The following is a 16,296-nucleotide window of genomic DNA, read 5'->3' as shown; positions in this document are numbered from 1 at the left end:
CGAGTCGCCCTGGAAGGCAAAACGGCGCCCTCAGGCGCCGTTTGTTTTAGTACAGCCCTAGTCCGCTCTGCTGACGCGAAAATTTAGCCGGGGAAAATGTACCTGGACGGCGCCTAGGTGCTCGTCGTGACGGCGGATCACCAGGGCTTCGCTATCGGCATGTACCAGTTCGCCCAGCACCGGATCGACCCCATAGTCGGTCGCCGCCACGGTCACCGGGGCGCCCCAGGCGATGCCCGGGATCGGCACGGCAGCTTCGCGGGGCAAGGCCACCGGCTCGGCCTCCCGGGCGATCCGCAGCGCTTCGGCGGCGCTGAGGTCCTCGTGGGTCCCATGACCGAAATCCAGCACCCGGGCATACCAGGCGGCGATCTCGGGACGCTCGTCGATCAGCGGCGCCAGTTGCGGCGTGCTCTTGAGGAACCAGAAGGTGTGCGCCAGGGCGATATCGGCCACCGAGGGCGCACCGAACAGGTAGTCGCCCTGGCTGCGCTGCAACTGGGTCTCCAGGCGCGCCAGCAACGTCGGCAACTGCTGACGGGCCTGCTCGGGCGTCAAGCGGGTCAGGCTGCCGCCGCTGAACAGCGCCTTGCGGTCATCGAGGAAGGCCTGGGCCTGCTCGGGCGGCAGACTGGCCAGCCGCGGGCCCATGATCTCCGGCTGGAAGATCAGCGCCACCGCGTGCTGGAACACCACCGAATCCGCCCAGCCGGCGAAGGCGGCCACGACGGCCTCCTGGCCTTCGGGGAACAGGGCGGGGACCGTCTTCTCCGCGTCCAGGCGACGGGCGATCAGGGCGGTATCGCAATAGATGTCGGCGCCCACCTGCAGCACCGGCGTCTTGCGATAGCCACCGGTCAGGGCCACCAGCTCCGGCTTGGGCAGCATCCGCGGGATGATCACCGAGCGCCAGGCGAGGCTCTTGAAGCCCAGCAGCAGGCGCGCCTTCTCGGCGAAGGGCGACTGCCAGTAGTGATGCAGAATCAGCTCGGACATGACGGCACTCCTGAGTCGGCCACGGAACGCCCGGCCGGCACGGCCAGCACCAGGGCTTCCTTGGAGCGTTTGGGTAGCTTCTTGATCTGGATTTCCCGGCGCAGGGCAGACGACTTGTCGTCGCAGGCTTCCACGTAGACCAGCGCCTGGGCCGGGCTGGAGGCGAAGAAGCGGGCACCGCGGCCACTGCGGTGCTGGGCGAAACGGCGCGCGGGATCGTCGCTGATCCCGCAGTAGAGCGCCTGGTTCTCGGCGCGCACTAGGTAGACGTACCAGGGGCGCGCAGGCGGCTGGGGCAGGTCGCTCACCGTCAGGCGAACCACTCCCGGGCGGTACGCCAGACGCACACGCCGACGAAATAGATGCCACTGGCGAACCAGAGCACCATCAGCCACAGCGGCTTGTCCGGATGCAGGAACACCATCATGGCGCTGCTCAGCAGCCAGATGCTGGTGATGGTGATGTTCACCGCCATCAGCTGGCGCACGCGGAAGGGATGCAGGAACTTGACCCGGGTCAGGGTCAGGGCCGCCAGCACCAGCACCACCGCCATGCTGAACCAGGGCGCCAGGTCCAGCACATAGAAGTACAGGGCCACCACGTTCCAGGCGGCGGGGAAGCCGACGAAGTAGTTGTCGGCGCTCTTCATGTTCACATTGCAGAAACAGAACAGCGACGACAATAGGATGATGCCCACCGCCACCAGCTCGAAATGCGGCGGCAGGGGGACGAAGCGGTAGATGAAGATGGCGGGAATGAAGACATAGGTCAGGTAGTCGACCACCAAGTCCAGCGCCGAGCCGTCGAAATGGGGCAGCACCCGCTTGACTTCGAACTTGCGCGCCAGGGTGCCGTCGAGGCCGTCGACGAGCAGGGCGATGCCGAGCCACATCAGGCAACCCTTGGGTTGCCCGTCGACGAGGGCGAGCAGCGCCAGGAGCGCGAGGATCACACCACTGGAGGTCACCGCATGGGCGCCCCAGGCCTTGGCTTTTGTCAGCATGAGCGGATGGGAAATGGAGTTCACGGGCGTCTCTCTATGATGACGGCTTCGACTGCCCGGTGCACCGCACGTTTCGACGATGCGGTACGAAATCGACAATCGAGCCGGTGAACGGCAAGGCGGACCTTGACCGCCGACCCCGGAAACCGGGCGCCAAACATCGAGGATACCGCGCCTTGCGGTCCTTTGCCCGCCTTCCCGCCGAACGCCCGTGATTGGGTTCGCAGGTCGACCGGGGCGGAGGCAACTCCGCCCCGGCAGTTTCAGAACTCGTCCAAAGTCTCGCGAGCTAGAGCCAAACAAGGCGGAAAGACCTGAGGAAGCGGAGTTTACGAGTGGTAAATGAGCATTCCGAAGGTCTTTTCAACGCCGTTTGGCCGACGCGCAGCAGACGTTGGATGGGTTCTCAGTGCAGAATCTGGCCCAGGAACAGCCGCGTCCGCTCGTTCTGCGGGTTGTCGAAGAACTGGTCCGGTGCGGCCTGTTCGACGATCTCGCCCTTGTCCATGAAGATCACCCGGTTGGCCACGGTGCGGGCGAAGCCCATCTCGTGGGTCACGCAGAGCATGGTCATGCCGTCCTGGGCCAGACCGATCATGGTGTCCAGCACCTCCTTCACCATCTCCGGGTCGAGCGCCGAGGTCGGCTCATCGAACAGCATGATGCGCGGCTGCATGCACAGTGCCCGGGCGATGGCCACACGCTGCTGCTGGCCACCGGACAGCTGGCCCGGAAACTTGTTGGCCTGCTCGGGAATGCGCACCCGCTGCAGGTAGTGCATGGCGATCTCTTCGGCCTGCTTCTTCGGCATCTTGCGCACCCACATGGGCGCCAGGGTGCAGTTCTGCAGCACGGTGAGGTGCGGGAACAGGTTGAAGTGCTGGAACACCATGCCGACTTCGCTGCGGATGGTCTCGATCTGCTTGAGATCGTTGGTCAGCTCGGTGCCATCGACGATGATCTGGCCCTTCTGGTGTTCTTCCAGGCGGTTGATGCAGCGGATGGTGGTGGACTTGCCCGAGCCGGACGGGCCGCACAGCACGATGCGCTCGCCCTGGGTCACGGTCAGGTTGATGTCCTTGAGCACGTGGAACTGGCCGTACCACTTGTTCACGTCCTTGAGCTGGATCATGACCTTGCTGCTGTCGACCGGCTGCTTGTTGCTTACGTTCATCTGATGACTCCTAACGCTTGTGGCCGGTGTTCAGCTTGCGCTCCAGACGGGCGGAGTAGCTGGACATGGCGAAACAGAAAATCCAGTAGACCAGCGCGGCGAACACGTAGCCTTCCGTGGACATACCCAGCCAGGCCGGGTCGGACGTGGCGCGCTTGATGCTGTTGAGCAGGTCGAACAGACCGATGATGATCACCAGGCTCGAGTCCTTGAACAGCGCGATGAAGGTGTTGACGATGCCGGGGATCACCAGCTTCAGCGCCTGGGGCAGGATCACCAGGCCCATGGTGCGCCAGTAGCCCAGGCCCATGGCCGCCGCGGCCTCGTACTGGCCCTTGGGAATGGCCTGCATGCCACCCCGGACCACCTCGGCGATGTAGGCCGCCTCGAAGACGATGACCATGACGATGGCGCGCAGCAGCTTGTCGAGGTTCATGCCATCGGGCAGGAACAGCGGCAGCATCACCGACGACAGGAACAGCACCGTGATCAGCGGGATACCACGCCAGAACTCGATCATGGTCACGCAGATGACCTTGATCGCCGGCAGCTTGGAGCGCCGCCCCAGGGCCAGCAGGATACCCAGCGGCAGGGCACCGACGATGCCCACCGCGGCGATCACCACGGTCAGCATCAGGCCGCCCCACTCGCTGCTCGGCACCACGCGCAGGCCGAAGCCACCGTACAGCAGCCAGAAGGCCAGCAGCGGATAGATCACCAGCAGCGCCAGGCCATAGCGGGCCTTGTGCTTGAAACGGTCGAGGAACAGCGGGATGGCGCCGACCACGGCCAACACGACGGTCAGGTCGACCCGCCAGCGCTGGTCACCGGGGTAGAAGCCATACATGAACTGGCCGAAGCGCTCCTTGATGAACACCCAGCAGGCGCCGCCCGGCGCGCAGTCGGCCCGGGTGGTGCCGCTCCAGGTGGCATTGAGGAAGGCCCAGTTCACCACCGGCGGGATGACCAGCCAGACGAGGTAGAGGCCGAGCAGCGTCAGGATGCTATTGCCGACGCTGGAGAACAGGTTGCCGCGGATCCAGGCCCAGGCACCGACGCTGGAAGGCGGCGGCGGCAGGTCTGGTTTGAAGGTATGGGTCTGGTTACTCATACGCGCTCCTTAACGCTCGATCAGCGCGATGCGCTTGTTGTATCCGTTCATCAGGATGCTGATGCTGATACTGATGGCCAGGTAGACGCTCATGGTGATGGCCATGGTCTCGATGGCCTGGCCGGTCTGGTTCAGGGTGGTACCGGCGAACAGCGCCACCATCTCCGGATAACCCACCGCTGCGCCGAGCGAGGAGTTCTTCATCAGGTTCAGGTACTGGTTGGTCAGCGGCGGAATGATCACCCGCAGGGCCTGGGGAATGATCACCAGCCGCAGCGTCAGGCCCGGGCGCAGACCCAGGGAGCTGGCCGCCTCGGTCTGGCCGTGGCTGACCGCCTGGATGCCGCCGCGCACCGTCTCGCCGATGAAGGCGGCGGTGTAGACCGAGAGGGCAACCGCCAGGGAGACCAGCTCGGGGATGATCACCCAGCCGCCCCGCAGGTTGAAGCCCTGCAGTTCCGGCAGCTCCCAGTGCAGCGGCTTGCCGAAGGCCAGGGCCGCCAGCAGCGGCAGCGCGATCAGCAGGGCCAGCACCGTCCACAGCACCGGGAACCGTGCCCCGGTGGCGTGCCGCCGCTGGCGCGCCCAGCGCACCACGATCACGCTGGCGACGATGGCGACCAGCAGCGCGATCAGGCCGGGCACGAAGCCGACGTCGGCGATGGGCGCCGGCATGTACAGGCCACGGTTGTTGATGAAGAAAGCTTCGGCCAGGCTCAGGCTCTGCCGCGGGCCTGGCAGGGGCGCCAGCACGGCGAAGTAGACGAAGAAGATCAGCAGCAACGGCGGGATGTTGCGGAACGTCTCGATGTAGACCGTGGCGACCTTGCGCAGCAGCCAGTTGCTCGACAGGCGCGCCACACCCACGGCGAAGCCGATGATGGTGGCCAGGATGATACCGATCACCGAGACCAGCAGCGTATTGAGCAGGCCGACCAGGAACACCCGACCGTAGGTGTCGCCCTCGGTATAGGGGATCAGGTGCTGGGGAATGCCGAAGCCGGCGGAGTTGTTCAGGAAGCCGAAACCGGAGGTGATCCCCCGATGGGCCAGGTTGGTCTGGGTGTTGTTGAACAGGAACCAGCCGAAGGCCACCACGGCGACCACGGCGACGATCTGGAACAGCCAGGAGCGCGCCTGGGGATCGGTGAGCAGGGACCCACGGACCGGTGGCGAGGTTTTGCTAACGTTTTGCATCTATAGGCCTCATTAAACCCTCGCCCCGCAGCGCGGCGAGCGCTGCAGGGCGAGAATCTAGACATCCGAAAGGTGTCGGCGACGAGAGCGCCGAAATCAACGGACCGGCGGGGAGTACTGCAGACCGCCTGCGTTCCACAGGGCGTTCAGGCCGCGCTTGATCTTCAGGTCGGAACCCATGCCGACGTTGCGCTCGAAGACTTCGCCGTAGTTACCGACCTGCTTGACGATGTTCAGCGCCCACTCTTTAGGCAGCTTCAGGTCCTTGCCGAACTCGCCATCGGCGCCCAGCAGGCGACGGACGTCGGGGTTCTTGGAGTCCTTGGCCTGGGCTTCCACGTTGGCGGAGGTCAGGCCTAGCTCTTCGGCGCTGACCATGGCGAACAGCGACCACTTGACCACGGTCAGCCAGTCTTCGTCACCACGGCGTACGGCCGGGGCCAGGGGTTCCTTGGAGATGACTTCCGGCAGCACCACGTAGTCGTCGGGCTTGGCCAGCTTGATGCGCTGGGCGTACAGCTGCGACTGGTCGGAAGTCAGGACGTCGCAACGACCGGCTTCCATGGACTTGGCGCTTTCGTCCGAGGTGCTGTAGGTGATGGGGGTGAACTTCAGGCCGTTGGAACGGAAGTAGTCGGCCAGGTTGAGCTCGGTGGTGGTACCGGCCTGGATGCACACGGTGGCGCCGTCCAGTTCCTTGGCGCTCTTCACGCCCAGCTTCTTGTTCACCAGGAAGCCCTGGCCGTCGTAGTAGGTGACGCCGGCGAAGATCAGACCCATGCCGCCGTCGCGGGAGCTGGTCCAGGTGGTGTTGCGCGACAGCACGTCGATCTCGCCGGATTGCAGCGCGGTGAAGCGCTCCTTGGCGGTCAGGGGGGTGAAGCGCACCTTGGAGGCATCGCCGAAGACCGCTGCGGCGACCGCGCGGCAGACGTCCACGTCGATACCCTTGTAGTCACCCTTGGAGTCGGTATAGGAGAAGCCCGGCAGGCCATCGCTGACGCCGCATTGCACGAAACCTTTGTTCTTCACCGCGTCCAGGGTAGCGCCCGCATGAGCCATGCCGGACAGGCCCAGAGCAGCGGCGGTGGTCAGAATTGCCAGGGTAGACTTCACCATCTTCATCGATAAGCTCCACTTTGTTTATGAATGACGTTCCAGTCGCACGGCAGCACGATGTCTCTCGCCTGATTGCCGTGTAACCCGCCCGCCCGACTCCTGCGTCCGTCGTCGAGGGAAGAGACGTCCGCACTGGAAGGCGTGACGAAGCAGTGAGTCAGTGTTACCTGTTAGTGCACTACCTGGCCGCAGGCTAGTTGAGGCAATTTGCGGACCACTGAATGCGACAGACCGCCTCTTCGCTTGAACCCTGCAATCCCGTGACTTCGAGCAAAAACCCGGGCAGTAAACTTACGAAATTGCGACACGCCCCCTGTGCACCATCTGTTACCACCCCCTTTTTCAGCAGCACCAAAATGGAGCAAACCCATGGAAACCTCGCCTCTTGTGCTGGAATCGCCCCAGCCGACCGCCGATAGCTGCGTCATCTGGTTGCATGGCCTGGGCGCGACCCAGCATGACTTCGAACCCGTTGCCGAATTGCTACAGCGCCGCCTCACCCGCACCCGCTTCGTGCTGCCGCAGGCCCCCACCCGCGCGGTCACCATCAACGGCGGCTGGGCCATGCCGTCCTGGTACGACATCCTCGCGATGAATCCGGCCCGCGCCATCGATCGCGCCCAGCTCGATGAATCCGCCGCCACGGTAGCGGCGCTCATCGCCGACCAGCAGGCCCAGGGCATCGCGGCCGAACGCATCGTGCTGGCCGGCTTTTCCCAGGGTGGCGCGGTGGTGCTGCACACCGCCTACAACAGGCCCTGCGCGACGCTCGGCGGGGTCATGGCCCTGTCGACCTACGCCCCCAGCTTCACCGACGACCACGCCAACCAGGGCGGCGCCACCCCGGCCCTGTGCCTGCACGGCAGTCAGGACGACGTCGTCCCCCTGGCCCTGGGGCGCGCGGCCTACGACGCCCTGCTCGCCACGGGCGTCGAAGCGCTCTGGCGCGAGTACCCCATGCGCCACGAGGTCATTCCGGCGCAAATCCAGGATATCCAGGCCTGGCTGCTGGCCCGCCTGGGCCAAGGCTAGCGGGCGCCATCCGCCACCGGGCATTTTTTGGAAACCGGTCGACACTTCCCGTCATCCGGGGGCGAAAGGAAGCCGAAGCGAGGGGAAACCAACGAACTTTGCTCCGGCCGACCGGTCCGTTAGGAAGCCTGAAGGTCGTGATGTGCATGGAGCAGCTATGGCCCGAGTTTTCCTTTCAGCCCCTGGGGTGATGCGTTGATGGCTGCCCCCTTGTCGGTATGGCTGGCCGAAGTGCCGGCCGCTTCCCTGAAGGACCTGCGCCTGTTCAAGGGTGTGGAGTCCTATCTGCTGGAGGCCCTGATCGCCCGCTCGGCCACTCGTAGCCTGGTCGCGGGGGAAAGCCTGCTCTCGCCCGCACAGCCCAACCACTACATGTACCTGATCCTGGAGGGCCGGCTGCGGGTCCACCTGGCCTCTCCGGACAACCCGCCCATCTACCTGCTGGGTCCGGGCGAATGCTCCGGCGAGATCAGCTTCCTGGACAGCGAAAGACCCAGCGCCCACGTCATCGCCGAGGCCGACACCCAGGTGCTCTGCCTGCATCGCGAGCTGGTACTCGAACTCATCGAGCGCTCCGCCAAGGCCATGCACAACCTGCTCGGCATCCTCTGCGAACGTATGCGCCGCGGCAATCAACTGATCGTCGATACCGAACGCAACGCCAACGTCGATACCCTGACCGGCCTGTTCAACCGCCGCCGGCTCGAGCAGCTGTTCGAGCGCGAGAGCACCCGCTGCGCCTTCAATCGGCAGCCGCTGAGCCTGCTGATGCTCGATGTCGATCACTTCAAGCGCTACAACGACACCCATGGCCACCTGGCCGGCGACTACGCCCTGTGCCTGGTGGCCAACACCCTGAGGGATCAACTGCGCCCCAAGGACAGCATGGCCCGCTACGGGGGCGAGGAATTCGTCATCCTGCTGCCGGAAATCGACCGCGACGAGGCGATTTCCATCGCCGAGCGCCTGCGGCAGAGCCTGGCGGACGTCAAGGACTTCTATTCCCCCTGCGGCAAGCTGCCGGGCGTGACCGTGTCCATCGGCCTGGCGCAGATGCGCAAGGCCGACTCCCTGGATGAACTCGTGGGGCGTGCCGACAAGTCGCTCTACCAGGCCAAGGATGCCGGACGAAATCGGATCAGCGGCTGATCCGATGTCATCTGCGTTCGGCAGGTAGTTGTTGCCGGGCACGTAGGTTGCTTTACACTGCGGTCTCATTCCGCGTTCGATGATCGAGACCCTCCGTGCTCAAGGCACTCAAAAAATTTCTGGGCAAGGACCAGGAGGTCGCGCAGCCGACTCCCTCCCCTGCGCCCCAAGCGACCCCCAGCGTCGCACCTGAAGTCCCCTCCTCCCCCACCCCGGTCGCCGCCGAGCCTCAGGCCGAGCGGGTACCCCGCAAGCCGCGGAATCCCAGCGAACCCCGCGCCCAGGACAGCCGCGCCGCCGCCGAGAAGCCAGCCAAGCCGCGCCGCGAGCGCAGCCCGCGCAAGCCCAAGCCGGTCGATACCTGGAAACTGGAAGACTTCGCGGTCGAACCCCAGGAAGGCAAGACGCGCTTCCACGATTTCAAGCTGGATCCGCGCCTGATGCACGGCATCCATGACCTCGGCTTCCCCTACTGCACGCCGATCCAGGCGCAGGTGCTGGGCTTCACCCTCAAGGGCAAGGACGCCATCGGTCGCGCCCAGACCGGCACCGGCAAGACCGCGGCCTTCCTGATCTCCACCATCACCCAGCTGCTCACCACGCCGCCGCCCAAGGAAAGGTACATGGGCGAGCCGCGGGCGCTGATCATCGCGCCGACCCGCGAACTGGTGGTGCAGATCGCCAACGATGCCCTGGACCTGGCCAAGTACACCGGGCTGAACGTCATGAGCTTCGTCGGCGGCATGGACTTCGACAAGCAGCTCAAGCAGCTGGAAGCCCGCTACTGCGACATCCTGGTCGCCACCCCTGGCCGTCTGCTGGACTTCAACCAGCGCGGCGAGGTGCACCTGGACATGGTCGAGGTCATGGTGCTGGACGAGGCCGACCGCATGCTGGACATGGGCTTCATCCCCCAGGTCCGCCAGATCATTCGCCAGACCCCGCCCAAGAGCGAACGCCAGACCTTGCTGTTCTCCGCCACCTTCACCGAGGACGTGATGAACCTGGCGCGGCAGTGGACCACCGATCCGGCCATCGTCGAGATCGAGCCGGAGAACGTCGCCAGCGATACCGTCGAGCAGCACGTCTATGCCGTGTCCTCCAGCGACAAGTATCGGCTGCTCTACAACCTGGTCGCCCAGAACAACTGGGAGCGGGTGATGGTGTTCGCCAACCGTCGCGACGAGGTGCGCCGCATCGAGGAACGCCTGACCAAGGACGGCATCAGCGCCGCCCAGATGTCCGGCGACGTGCCCCAGCACAAGCGTATCAAGACCCTGGAAGGCTTCCGCGCTGGCAAGATCCGTGTGCTGGTGGCCACCGACGTGGCCGGTCGCGGCATCCACGTCGACGGCATCAGCCACGTGATCAACTTCACCCTGCCGGAAGACCCGGACGACTACGTGCACCGCATTGGCCGTACCGGCCGCGCGGGCGCCAGCGGCACCTCCATCAGCTTCGCCGGCGAGGACGACGCCTTCGCCCTGCCACCCATCGAGACCCTGCTGGGCCGCAAGATCTCCTGCGAGATGCCCCCGGCCGAGCTGCTCAAGCCGGTACCGCGGCAGCGCTAAGGCAGATTCGCTCGGCCTCTACCCTGGAGGTCTATCGAAGCTACTACTCCGTCGGCTGAACCTTTCGCGGCCATGGGCCGCTCCTACACAAGCACCGCGCCCCTGTAGGAGCGGCCCATGGCCGCGACAAGCCTTCGCACGGCGCACGCGCGGTGATCGCCAGCCGCTGGAACTGACCAGCCGTAGGGTGGATGACGGCGTAGCCTCATCCACCGCCAGCCTTTAGGCAGCAGGTGGAAAACGCTAACGCGGTTTTCCACCCTACCCTATCACTCCTTCGTCCACCGCCCCGCAGCATCCTGGTCGCTGGCACGCCCCTCCACCCAGCGCGGGCCTTCGGCCGTATCTTCCTTCTTCCAGAAGGGCGCGCGGGTCTTGAGGTAGTCCATCACGAAGTTGCAGGCGTCGAAGGCGGCCTGGCGATGGGCGCTGGCGGTGCCGACGAAGACGATGGGCTCGCCCGGCTCCAGGCGGCCGATGCGATGCAGGATGTCGATATTGAGCAACGGCCAGCGCTGGCCGGCTTCCTCGGCGATGCGCGCCAGGGCCTTTTCGGTCATGCCGGGGAAGTGCTCGAGGAACAGGCCACCGACCTCGCGCCCATCGTTGAAATCCCGTACGTAGCCCACGAAGCACACCACGGCGCCCACGCCGGTGTTGGCGGCCTGCAGGGCATTGAGTTCCTGGCCGGGATCGAAGGCGCTTGCCTGGACACGGATGGCCATGCTCAACCTCCGGTCACGGTGGGGAAGAAGGCGACCTCGTCGCCGTCGCGCAAGGGCTCGGCGAGGCCGCAGAGCTCTTCGTTACGGGCACACATCAGGCCGCGCTCGCCCAGCGTCTCGGCCCACTGGCCACCGCGCTGCACCAGGTGCTCGCGCAAGTCGCCGACGGTAGCCAGGTCCGGCTCCCAGGCCAGCTCCTCTTCGGCCAGGCCGAGCACCTCGCGATAACGGGCGAAGAACTGCACGCGGATCATGCCGGCTGCTCCTCGGCGCGGAAGTGACCGCTCTTGCCGCCGCTCTTTTCCAGCAGACGCACCGTTTCGATGGTCATGCCGCGATCGACCGCCTTGCACATGTCATAGAGGGTCAGGGCCGCGACGCTGGCCGCGGTCAGGGCCTCCATCTCCACGCCGGTCTGGCCGGACAGCTTGCAGGTGGCGGTGATCCGCACCGCATCGGGAGCCTCGGCCACCAGGTTGACCTTGACGCCGGTCAGCATCAGCGGATGACAGAGCGGGATGAGGTCAGCGGTCTTCTTGGCCGCCTGGATGCCGGCGATGCGCGCCACGGCGAAGACATCGCCCTTGGGATGGCCGCCGCTCTGGATGAGGTCGAGGGTTTCCGGACGCAGGCGCATCCGGGCTTCGGCCGTGGCTTCGCGGAAGGTCACCTGCTTGTCGGTGACGTCGACCATGTTGGCACGGCCTTGGGAATCGAGATGGGTCAGCACGGCATGACTCCTGGAAAAGACCTGCCATTGTAGACCCGCCGCCGGGGATTTGATCCCCGCCCGAGGTCGGGCGGGGAGGATGGGTGTTACAGGTGAGCCTCGGCGTATTCGGCAAGGACGGAACGCGGCACGCCCTGCAGGGTGATGTGCACGCCGTGGTTGAAACCCTTGAAGCGCTCGGAGAGGTAGGTAAGGCCCGAGCTGGTGGCCGAGAGGTAGGGGGTGTCGATCTGCGCCAGGTTGCCCAGGCAGATCACCTTGGAGCCGCTGCCGGCCCGGGTGATGATGGTCTTCATCTGGTGCGGGGTGAGGTTCTGGCATTCGTCGATGAGGATCAGACTCTGCTGGAAGCTGCGACCGCGGATGTAGTTGAGGGATTTGAACTGCAGCGGCACCTTGCTGAGGATGTAGTCCACGCTGCCGTGGGGGTTGTGGTCATCCATGTGCAGGGCTTCGAGGTTGTCGGTGATGGCGCCCAGCCAGGGCTCCATCTTCTCGGCCTCGGTGCCGGGCAGGAAGCCGATGTCCTCGTCGAGCCCCTGGACACTGCGGGTGGCGATGATCCGCCGGTATCTCTTGGTGACCATGGTCTGCTCGATGGCCGCGGCCAGCGCCAGGATGGTCTTGCCCGAGCCAGCGGCGCCAGTCAGGTTGACCAGGTGGATATCCGGCTCCAGCAGGGCGAACAGCGCCAGCGCCTGGTAGATGTCGCGCGGCTTGAGACCCCAGGCTTCCTGATGCATCAGGGGTTCCTGGTGCATGTCGAGCAGGATCACCTCGCCATCGCGCACCGCCTTGACCCAGCCGACGAAGCCCTGCTCGTCGAGCACGAAGTCATTGACGTTGAAGGGTGGCAACTCGGCCGACAGCTGCACCCGGTGCCAGACCCGGCCCAGCTCCTGCCGGCTTTCCACCTTACTGACGTTGTCCCAGAAGGAGCCTGGCAGGTTGTGATAACCCTGGGACAGCAGGGAGACGTCGTCGAGCAACTGGTCGGTCTGGTAGTCCTCCGCGGCGATGCCGCAGCCACGCGCCTTGAGGCGCATGTTGATGTCCTTGGTGACCAGCACCACCCGCTCCTGCGGATGCTGGGTACGCAATTCGACGAGCTGGTTGATGATGCGGTTGTCGTTGATGTCGTCGGGCAGGCAGGCCATGGGCCCGGCCCGGCGTCCCATGAGGATCGACAGCCGCCCCTTGGCTTCACCCTTGCCACGGGGAATGGGCACCCCGCGCTCGACGTCCTCCGGCGAGGATTCGGCCAGCACGTTGTCGATCAGGCGGATCGCCTGCCGGCACTCGGCGGCGACGTTGTGCTTGCCGGTCTTGAGCTTGTCGAGTTCCTCTAGGACCGTCATGGGAATGGCGACGTGATGCTCCTCGAAATTGAGCAGCGCGTTGGGGTCGTGGATCAGTACGTTGGTGTCGAGCACATAGAGGGTGGGCTGGGTGGGGCGGGAACGTCCGTGATCATCCATACTCGGTCACCTCGTCAGAAACGCTTGACTCGTAGGCCTGTCGACGGAGCGCCAGGCGGCGCTCCGCAGCGAAAGGTGCCGTCGCTCCAGCAACGGGTTCACGGACCGGCCTACATGAGGGCACGGGACCCGAGAGATGCGACGGACACTTCGGTAATAACGCAAAAGGCCTTGGGCACAAAAGCTTTTTTTGGCCGCGCCGGGTTTTTTCGCCGAGCCGCCGTTTTCCTCGGCCCGGCGGGCAACGCCGCCGCGAGGACGTGGTCAATACCTATCGATCCCATCGGCAAGGCCCACTGGAGCCGAGCGGCGGACGCTTCTAGAATGGCGCCTCGCCAAGAGGAGCCCTGCCGATGCTGATGGTCATTTCGCCGGCCAAGACGCTGGATTACGACACGCCCCCCACGACGCCGCGCCATACCCTGCCGCAGTACCTGGAGCACTCCCGTGAGTTGATCGACGGGCTCAGGACGCTCGCGCCGGCGCAGGTTGCCCAACTGATGGGGGTGTCGGACAAGATCGCCACCCTCAACGTCGCCCGCTTCGGCAGCTGGACGCTGGATTTCACGCCGGAGAACGCCAAGCAGGCACTGCTGGCCTTCAAGGGCGATGTCTACACCGGTCTCGCCGCCGAGGACTTCCGGGAGCAAGACTTCGACTTCGCCCAACGCCACCTGCGCATGCTGTCCGGCCTCTACGGCCTGCTGCGGCCCTTGGACCTGATGCAGCCCTATCGCCTGGAAATGGGGACCAAGTTCGCCACTGCACGGGGCAAGGACCTCTACGCCTTCTGGGGCGAGCGCATCAGCGACTGGCTCAAGGCCGACCTGGCAGCCCAGGGCGACGACGTCCTGCTCAACCTGGCCTCCAACGAGTACTTCAGTGCCGTGCAGCGCAAGCGCCTGCAGGCGCGGATCGTCGACGTGGAATTCCGCGACCTGAAGAATGGCGAGTACAAGATCATCAGCTTCTACGCCAAGAAGGCCCGCGGCCTGATGGCACGCCACGTGATCAAGCAGCGCCTCACCGCGGTGGATGACCTGCGCGCGTTCGCCGACCAGGGATATCGCTACGTGGCAGAGCGATCAACCGCTGACAAGCTGGTGTTTCTGCGGGCTCATCCCGCTGACTAGTCACTCAATTCGACGGATGGCAGCCATTGGGGTCCCAAGGCCCGTCGAACTGGCTAAGGGGTCACATTCGCTGCCCCCCGTCCATGAAAGACTGTCATCTCCCTCCAATAAAAAGGTTTCAGCGGCGCGGTGGTGGCCTTCCAGGCGAGAAAACTTGCCGGACATCTCAAAACCGCCGTATTTCCGGAAAAAGGAAACTTCGCTGAGAACCACTTTCGTTTGATTCTGTCTTTGTCTGGTCCTTACCCATGGCCATGATGGCCAATGGCGATCAGTCGCATCGTTCAATTAGTACCGGTCGAGTCATCGGCCGGTTGATCTTTCGAAGCACGGACGCTTCGTCCCGACCCTAGGGACAGCGGCCATAAATCAGCAGACGCTGAAGGAGTAACGCCCATGATTCCCGTCATCCTGTCCGGTGGTAGCGGCTCGCGACTCTGGCCCCTCTCGCGCAAGCTCTATCCCAAGCAGTTCCTGGCGCTGACCAGCGAACAGACCATGTTCCAGGAGACCATCAATCGCCTGGGCTGCGAGGGCAGCATCGATTGCCCCATCATCGTCTGCAACGCCGAGCACCGTTACCTGGTGGAAGAGCAGCTGAAGGCCGTCGAGTGCAAGCCCCAGGCACTGATCATGGAGCCTTTCGGCCGCAACACCGCGCCGGCCGTGGCCATCGCCGCCATGCAACTGGTCGCCGACGGCAAGGATGACCTGATGCTGGTGCTGCCCGCCGATCACGTGATCGAGGACGAGGCCCAGTTCAAGGCCGCCCTGCAACAGGCTGCCGCCGCCGCCGAGCGGGGCGAGATGGTGCTGTTCGGCATCCCGGCCACCGCGCCCGAGACCGGTTACGGCTACATCAAGACCGGCTCCACCGACGGTCTGCCCGAAGGCGTGGCCCGCGTCGAGCGCTTCGTCGAGAAGCCCGATGCCGTCACCGCCACCGAATACGTGGCCTCCGGCGACTACTGCTGGAACAGCGGCATCTTCCTGTTCCGCGCCAGCCGTTTCCTGGAAGAGCTGAAGAAGCACGACACCGACATCTACGACACCTGCCTGCTGGCCCTGGAGCGCAGCAGCATCGACGGCATCAACATCAGCATCGATGCCGCCACCTTCGCCGTCTGCCCGGACAACTCCATCGACTACGCGGTCATGGAAAAGACCACCCGCGCCTGTGTGGTGCCCATGAGCGCCGGCTGGAACGATGTCGGTTCCTGGTCCGCCCTGTGGGACGTCCATGCCAAGGACAGCAACGGCAACGTGCTCAAGGGCGATGTTGTCCTGCATGACAGCCGCAACTGCCTGGTGCATGGCAATGGCAAGCTGGTGACCCTGGTCGGCCTGGATGACGTCGTCGTGGTGGAAACCAAGGACGCCGTCATGATCGCCCACAAGGACAAGGTCCAGGACGTCAAGAAGCTGGTCAATGCCCTCGAGAAGCAGAACCGCAACGAGGTCAAGGCGCACCAGGAAGTCTTCCGTCCCTGGGGTTCCTACGACTCCATCGACATGGGCCAGCGCTTCCAGGTCAAGCGCATCACCGTCAAGCCGGGCGCCCAGCTGTCGCTGCAGATGCACCACCACCGTGCCGAGCACTGGATCGTGGTCTCCGGTACCGCCGAGGTCACCTGTGACGACAAGGTCTTCCTGCTGACCGAGAACCAGTCCACCTACCTGCCGATGACCTCCGTGCACCGCCTGGCCAACCCCGGCAAGGTACCGCTGGAGCTGATCGAGGTGCAGTCCGGTGGTTACCTGGGCGAGGACGACATCGTCCGCTTCGAGGACATCTACGGCCGCGTCGACACCCAGGCCCTGGAAGTCGCCAAGGCCGGCAAGGCGCCCACCCGCTAAGCCTCGCCTAGCGTGACA

Annotated in this window: 16 protein-coding genes; 5 read left to right on the top strand and 11 right to left on the bottom strand. The window is 64.9% G+C overall.

What is annotated here, in order from left to right; translation table 11 throughout:
• Positions 1 to 57 precede the first annotated feature (57 nt).
• The 7 genes from FSV73_RS11530 to FSV73_RS11500 all read right to left on the bottom strand — a co-directional run bounded on the left by FSV73_RS11530 (position 58) and on the right by FSV73_RS11500 (position 6,606).
• The gene (locus tag FSV73_RS11530) at positions 58 to 996 is read right to left on the bottom strand and encodes a glutathione S-transferase family protein (RefSeq protein WP_145007818.1); all 939 of its coding nucleotides are present in this window, start codon (positions 994 to 996) and stop codon (positions 58 to 60) included.
• Positions 984 to 1,304 carry a GIY-YIG nuclease family protein gene (locus FSV73_RS11525; protein WP_145007816.1) on the bottom strand — a complete coding sequence of 107 codons (321 nt, stop codon included), beginning with the start codon at positions 1,302 to 1,304 and terminating at the stop codon, positions 984 to 986. The genes FSV73_RS11530 and FSV73_RS11525 overlap by 13 nt, the downstream gene beginning before the upstream one ends.
• A 2-nt stretch (positions 1,305 to 1,306) precedes the next feature.
• Positions 1,307 to 1,999 (bottom strand): phosphatidylcholine synthase, encoded by a 693-nt coding sequence (pcsA, locus tag FSV73_RS11520; protein WP_145008042.1) that lies wholly within the window; start codon positions 1,997 to 1,999, stop codon positions 1,307 to 1,309.
• 406 nt (positions 2,000 to 2,405) lie between these two features.
• A complete protein-coding gene (locus FSV73_RS11515; protein WP_058763313.1) occupies positions 2,406 to 3,173 on the bottom strand; it encodes an amino acid ABC transporter ATP-binding protein in 768 nt (255 codons plus the stop codon).
• 10 nt (positions 3,174 to 3,183) lie between these two features.
• Positions 3,184 to 4,284, bottom strand: coding sequence for an amino acid ABC transporter permease (locus FSV73_RS11510; RefSeq protein ID WP_145007814.1), 1,101 nt, complete (start codon positions 4,282 to 4,284; stop codon positions 3,184 to 3,186).
• Between the two features lie 9 nt (positions 4,285 to 4,293).
• Positions 4,294 to 5,481 carry an amino acid ABC transporter permease gene (locus FSV73_RS11505; protein WP_145007812.1) on the bottom strand — a complete coding sequence of 396 codons (1,188 nt, stop codon included), beginning with the start codon at positions 5,479 to 5,481 and terminating at the stop codon, positions 4,294 to 4,296.
• A gap of 96 nt (positions 5,482 to 5,577) precedes the next feature.
• Positions 5,578 to 6,606 (bottom strand): amino acid ABC transporter substrate-binding protein, encoded by a 1,029-nt coding sequence (locus FSV73_RS11500; RefSeq protein WP_145007810.1) that lies wholly within the window; start codon positions 6,604 to 6,606, stop codon positions 5,578 to 5,580.
• Between the two features lie 363 nt (positions 6,607 to 6,969).
• Here FSV73_RS11500 and FSV73_RS11495 point away from each other — a divergent pair, with 363 nt between their 5' ends.
• From FSV73_RS11495 to rhlB, 3 genes are all read left to right on the top strand, one after another.
• The gene (locus tag FSV73_RS11495; RefSeq protein ID WP_186309213.1) at positions 6,970 to 7,632 is read left to right on the top strand and encodes an alpha/beta hydrolase; all 663 of its coding nucleotides are present in this window, start codon (positions 6,970 to 6,972) and stop codon (positions 7,630 to 7,632) included.
• A 198-nt stretch (positions 7,633 to 7,830) separates the two neighbouring features.
• Positions 7,831 to 8,781 carry a GGDEF domain-containing protein gene (locus FSV73_RS11490; RefSeq protein ID WP_145007808.1) on the top strand — a complete coding sequence of 317 codons (951 nt, stop codon included), beginning with the start codon at positions 7,831 to 7,833 and terminating at the stop codon, positions 8,779 to 8,781.
• A 95-nt stretch (positions 8,782 to 8,876) separates the two neighbouring features.
• On the top strand, positions 8,877 to 10,355 hold the full coding sequence (gene rhlB, locus FSV73_RS11485) for an ATP-dependent RNA helicase RhlB (RefSeq protein WP_145007806.1): 1,479 nt from the start codon (positions 8,877 to 8,879) through the stop codon (positions 10,353 to 10,355).
• Between the two features lie 269 nt (positions 10,356 to 10,624).
• Here rhlB and moaE read toward each other — a convergent pair whose 3' ends face one another.
• The 4 genes from moaE to FSV73_RS11465 all read right to left on the bottom strand — a co-directional run bounded on the left by moaE (position 10,625) and on the right by FSV73_RS11465 (position 13,288).
• Positions 10,625 to 11,080 (bottom strand): molybdopterin synthase catalytic subunit MoaE, encoded by a 456-nt coding sequence (moaE, locus tag FSV73_RS11480; RefSeq protein ID WP_145007804.1) that lies wholly within the window; start codon positions 11,078 to 11,080, stop codon positions 10,625 to 10,627.
• Between the two features lie 2 nt (positions 11,081 to 11,082).
• Positions 11,083 to 11,334 carry a MoaD/ThiS family protein gene (locus FSV73_RS11475; protein WP_145007802.1) on the bottom strand — a complete coding sequence of 84 codons (252 nt, stop codon included), beginning with the start codon at positions 11,332 to 11,334 and terminating at the stop codon, positions 11,083 to 11,085.
• Positions 11,331 to 11,810: a cyclic pyranopterin monophosphate synthase MoaC gene (gene moaC, locus FSV73_RS11470; protein ID WP_145007800.1), complete on the bottom strand. Its 480-nt coding sequence runs from the start codon at positions 11,808 to 11,810 to the stop codon at positions 11,331 to 11,333. The genes FSV73_RS11475 and moaC overlap by 4 nt, the downstream gene beginning before the upstream one ends.
• 86 nt (positions 11,811 to 11,896) lie before the next feature.
• Positions 11,897 to 13,288 carry a PhoH family protein gene (locus FSV73_RS11465; RefSeq protein ID WP_145007798.1) on the bottom strand — a complete coding sequence of 464 codons (1,392 nt, stop codon included), beginning with the start codon at positions 13,286 to 13,288 and terminating at the stop codon, positions 11,897 to 11,899.
• 353 nt (positions 13,289 to 13,641) lie between these two features.
• Between FSV73_RS11465 and yaaA the strand changes: the two genes are divergently transcribed.
• Both yaaA and FSV73_RS11455 read left to right on the top strand, forming a co-directional pair.
• Positions 13,642 to 14,421: a peroxide stress protein YaaA gene (gene yaaA, locus FSV73_RS11460; RefSeq protein WP_145007796.1), complete on the top strand. Its 780-nt coding sequence runs from the start codon at positions 13,642 to 13,644 to the stop codon at positions 14,419 to 14,421.
• 396 nt (positions 14,422 to 14,817) lie between these two features.
• A complete protein-coding gene (locus FSV73_RS11455; protein WP_145007794.1) occupies positions 14,818 to 16,278 on the top strand; it encodes a mannose-1-phosphate guanylyltransferase/mannose-6-phosphate isomerase in 1,461 nt (486 codons plus the stop codon).
• Positions 16,279 to 16,296: the final 18 nt, after the last annotated feature.

Origin of the sequence: Pseudomonas oryzihabitans (genome assembly GCF_007665395.1) — a bacterium.
Taxonomy (GTDB): domain Bacteria; phylum Pseudomonadota; class Gammaproteobacteria; order Pseudomonadales; family Pseudomonadaceae; genus Chryseomonas; species Chryseomonas psychrotolerans_C.
This window is presented reverse-complemented; position numbering and strand designations above follow the sequence as displayed.

Excerpts from the sequence above, each read along its gene's own strand:
- FSV73_RS11530 (WP_145007818.1), bottom strand. The coding sequence starts at position 996 with ATGTCCGAGCTGATTCTGCATCACTACTGGCAGTCGCCCTTCGCCGAG.
- pcsA (WP_145008042.1), bottom strand. The coding sequence starts at position 1,999 with ATGCTGACAAAAGCCAAGGCCTGGGGCGCCCATGCGGTGACCTCCAGT.
- FSV73_RS11515 (WP_058763313.1), bottom strand. The coding sequence starts at position 3,173 with ATGAACGTAAGCAACAAGCAGCCGGTCGACAGCAGCAAGGTCATGATC.
- FSV73_RS11510 (WP_145007814.1), bottom strand. The coding sequence starts at position 4,284 with ATGAGTAACCAGACCCATACCTTCAAACCAGACCTGCCGCCGCCGCCT.
- FSV73_RS11505 (WP_145007812.1), bottom strand. The coding sequence starts at position 5,481 with ATGCAAAACGTTAGCAAAACCTCGCCACCGGTCCGTGGGTCCCTGCTC.
- FSV73_RS11500 (WP_145007810.1), bottom strand. The coding sequence starts at position 6,606 with ATGAAGATGGTGAAGTCTACCCTGGCAATTCTGACCACCGCCGCTGCT.
- FSV73_RS11495 (WP_186309213.1), top strand. The coding sequence starts at position 6,970 with ATGGAAACCTCGCCTCTTGTGCTGGAATCGCCCCAGCCGACCGCCGAT.
- FSV73_RS11490 (WP_145007808.1), top strand. The coding sequence starts at position 7,831 with ATGGCTGCCCCCTTGTCGGTATGGCTGGCCGAAGTGCCGGCCGCTTCC.
- moaE (WP_145007804.1), bottom strand. The coding sequence starts at position 11,080 with ATGGCCATCCGTGTCCAGGCAAGCGCCTTCGATCCCGGCCAGGAACTC.
- FSV73_RS11475 (WP_145007802.1), bottom strand. The coding sequence starts at position 11,334 with ATGATCCGCGTGCAGTTCTTCGCCCGTTATCGCGAGGTGCTCGGCCTG.
- FSV73_RS11465 (WP_145007798.1), bottom strand. The coding sequence starts at position 13,288 with ATGGATGATCACGGACGTTCCCGCCCCACCCAGCCCACCCTCTATGTG.
- yaaA (WP_145007796.1), top strand. The coding sequence starts at position 13,642 with ATGCTGATGGTCATTTCGCCGGCCAAGACGCTGGATTACGACACGCCC.
- FSV73_RS11455 (WP_145007794.1), top strand. The coding sequence starts at position 14,818 with ATGATTCCCGTCATCCTGTCCGGTGGTAGCGGCTCGCGACTCTGGCCC.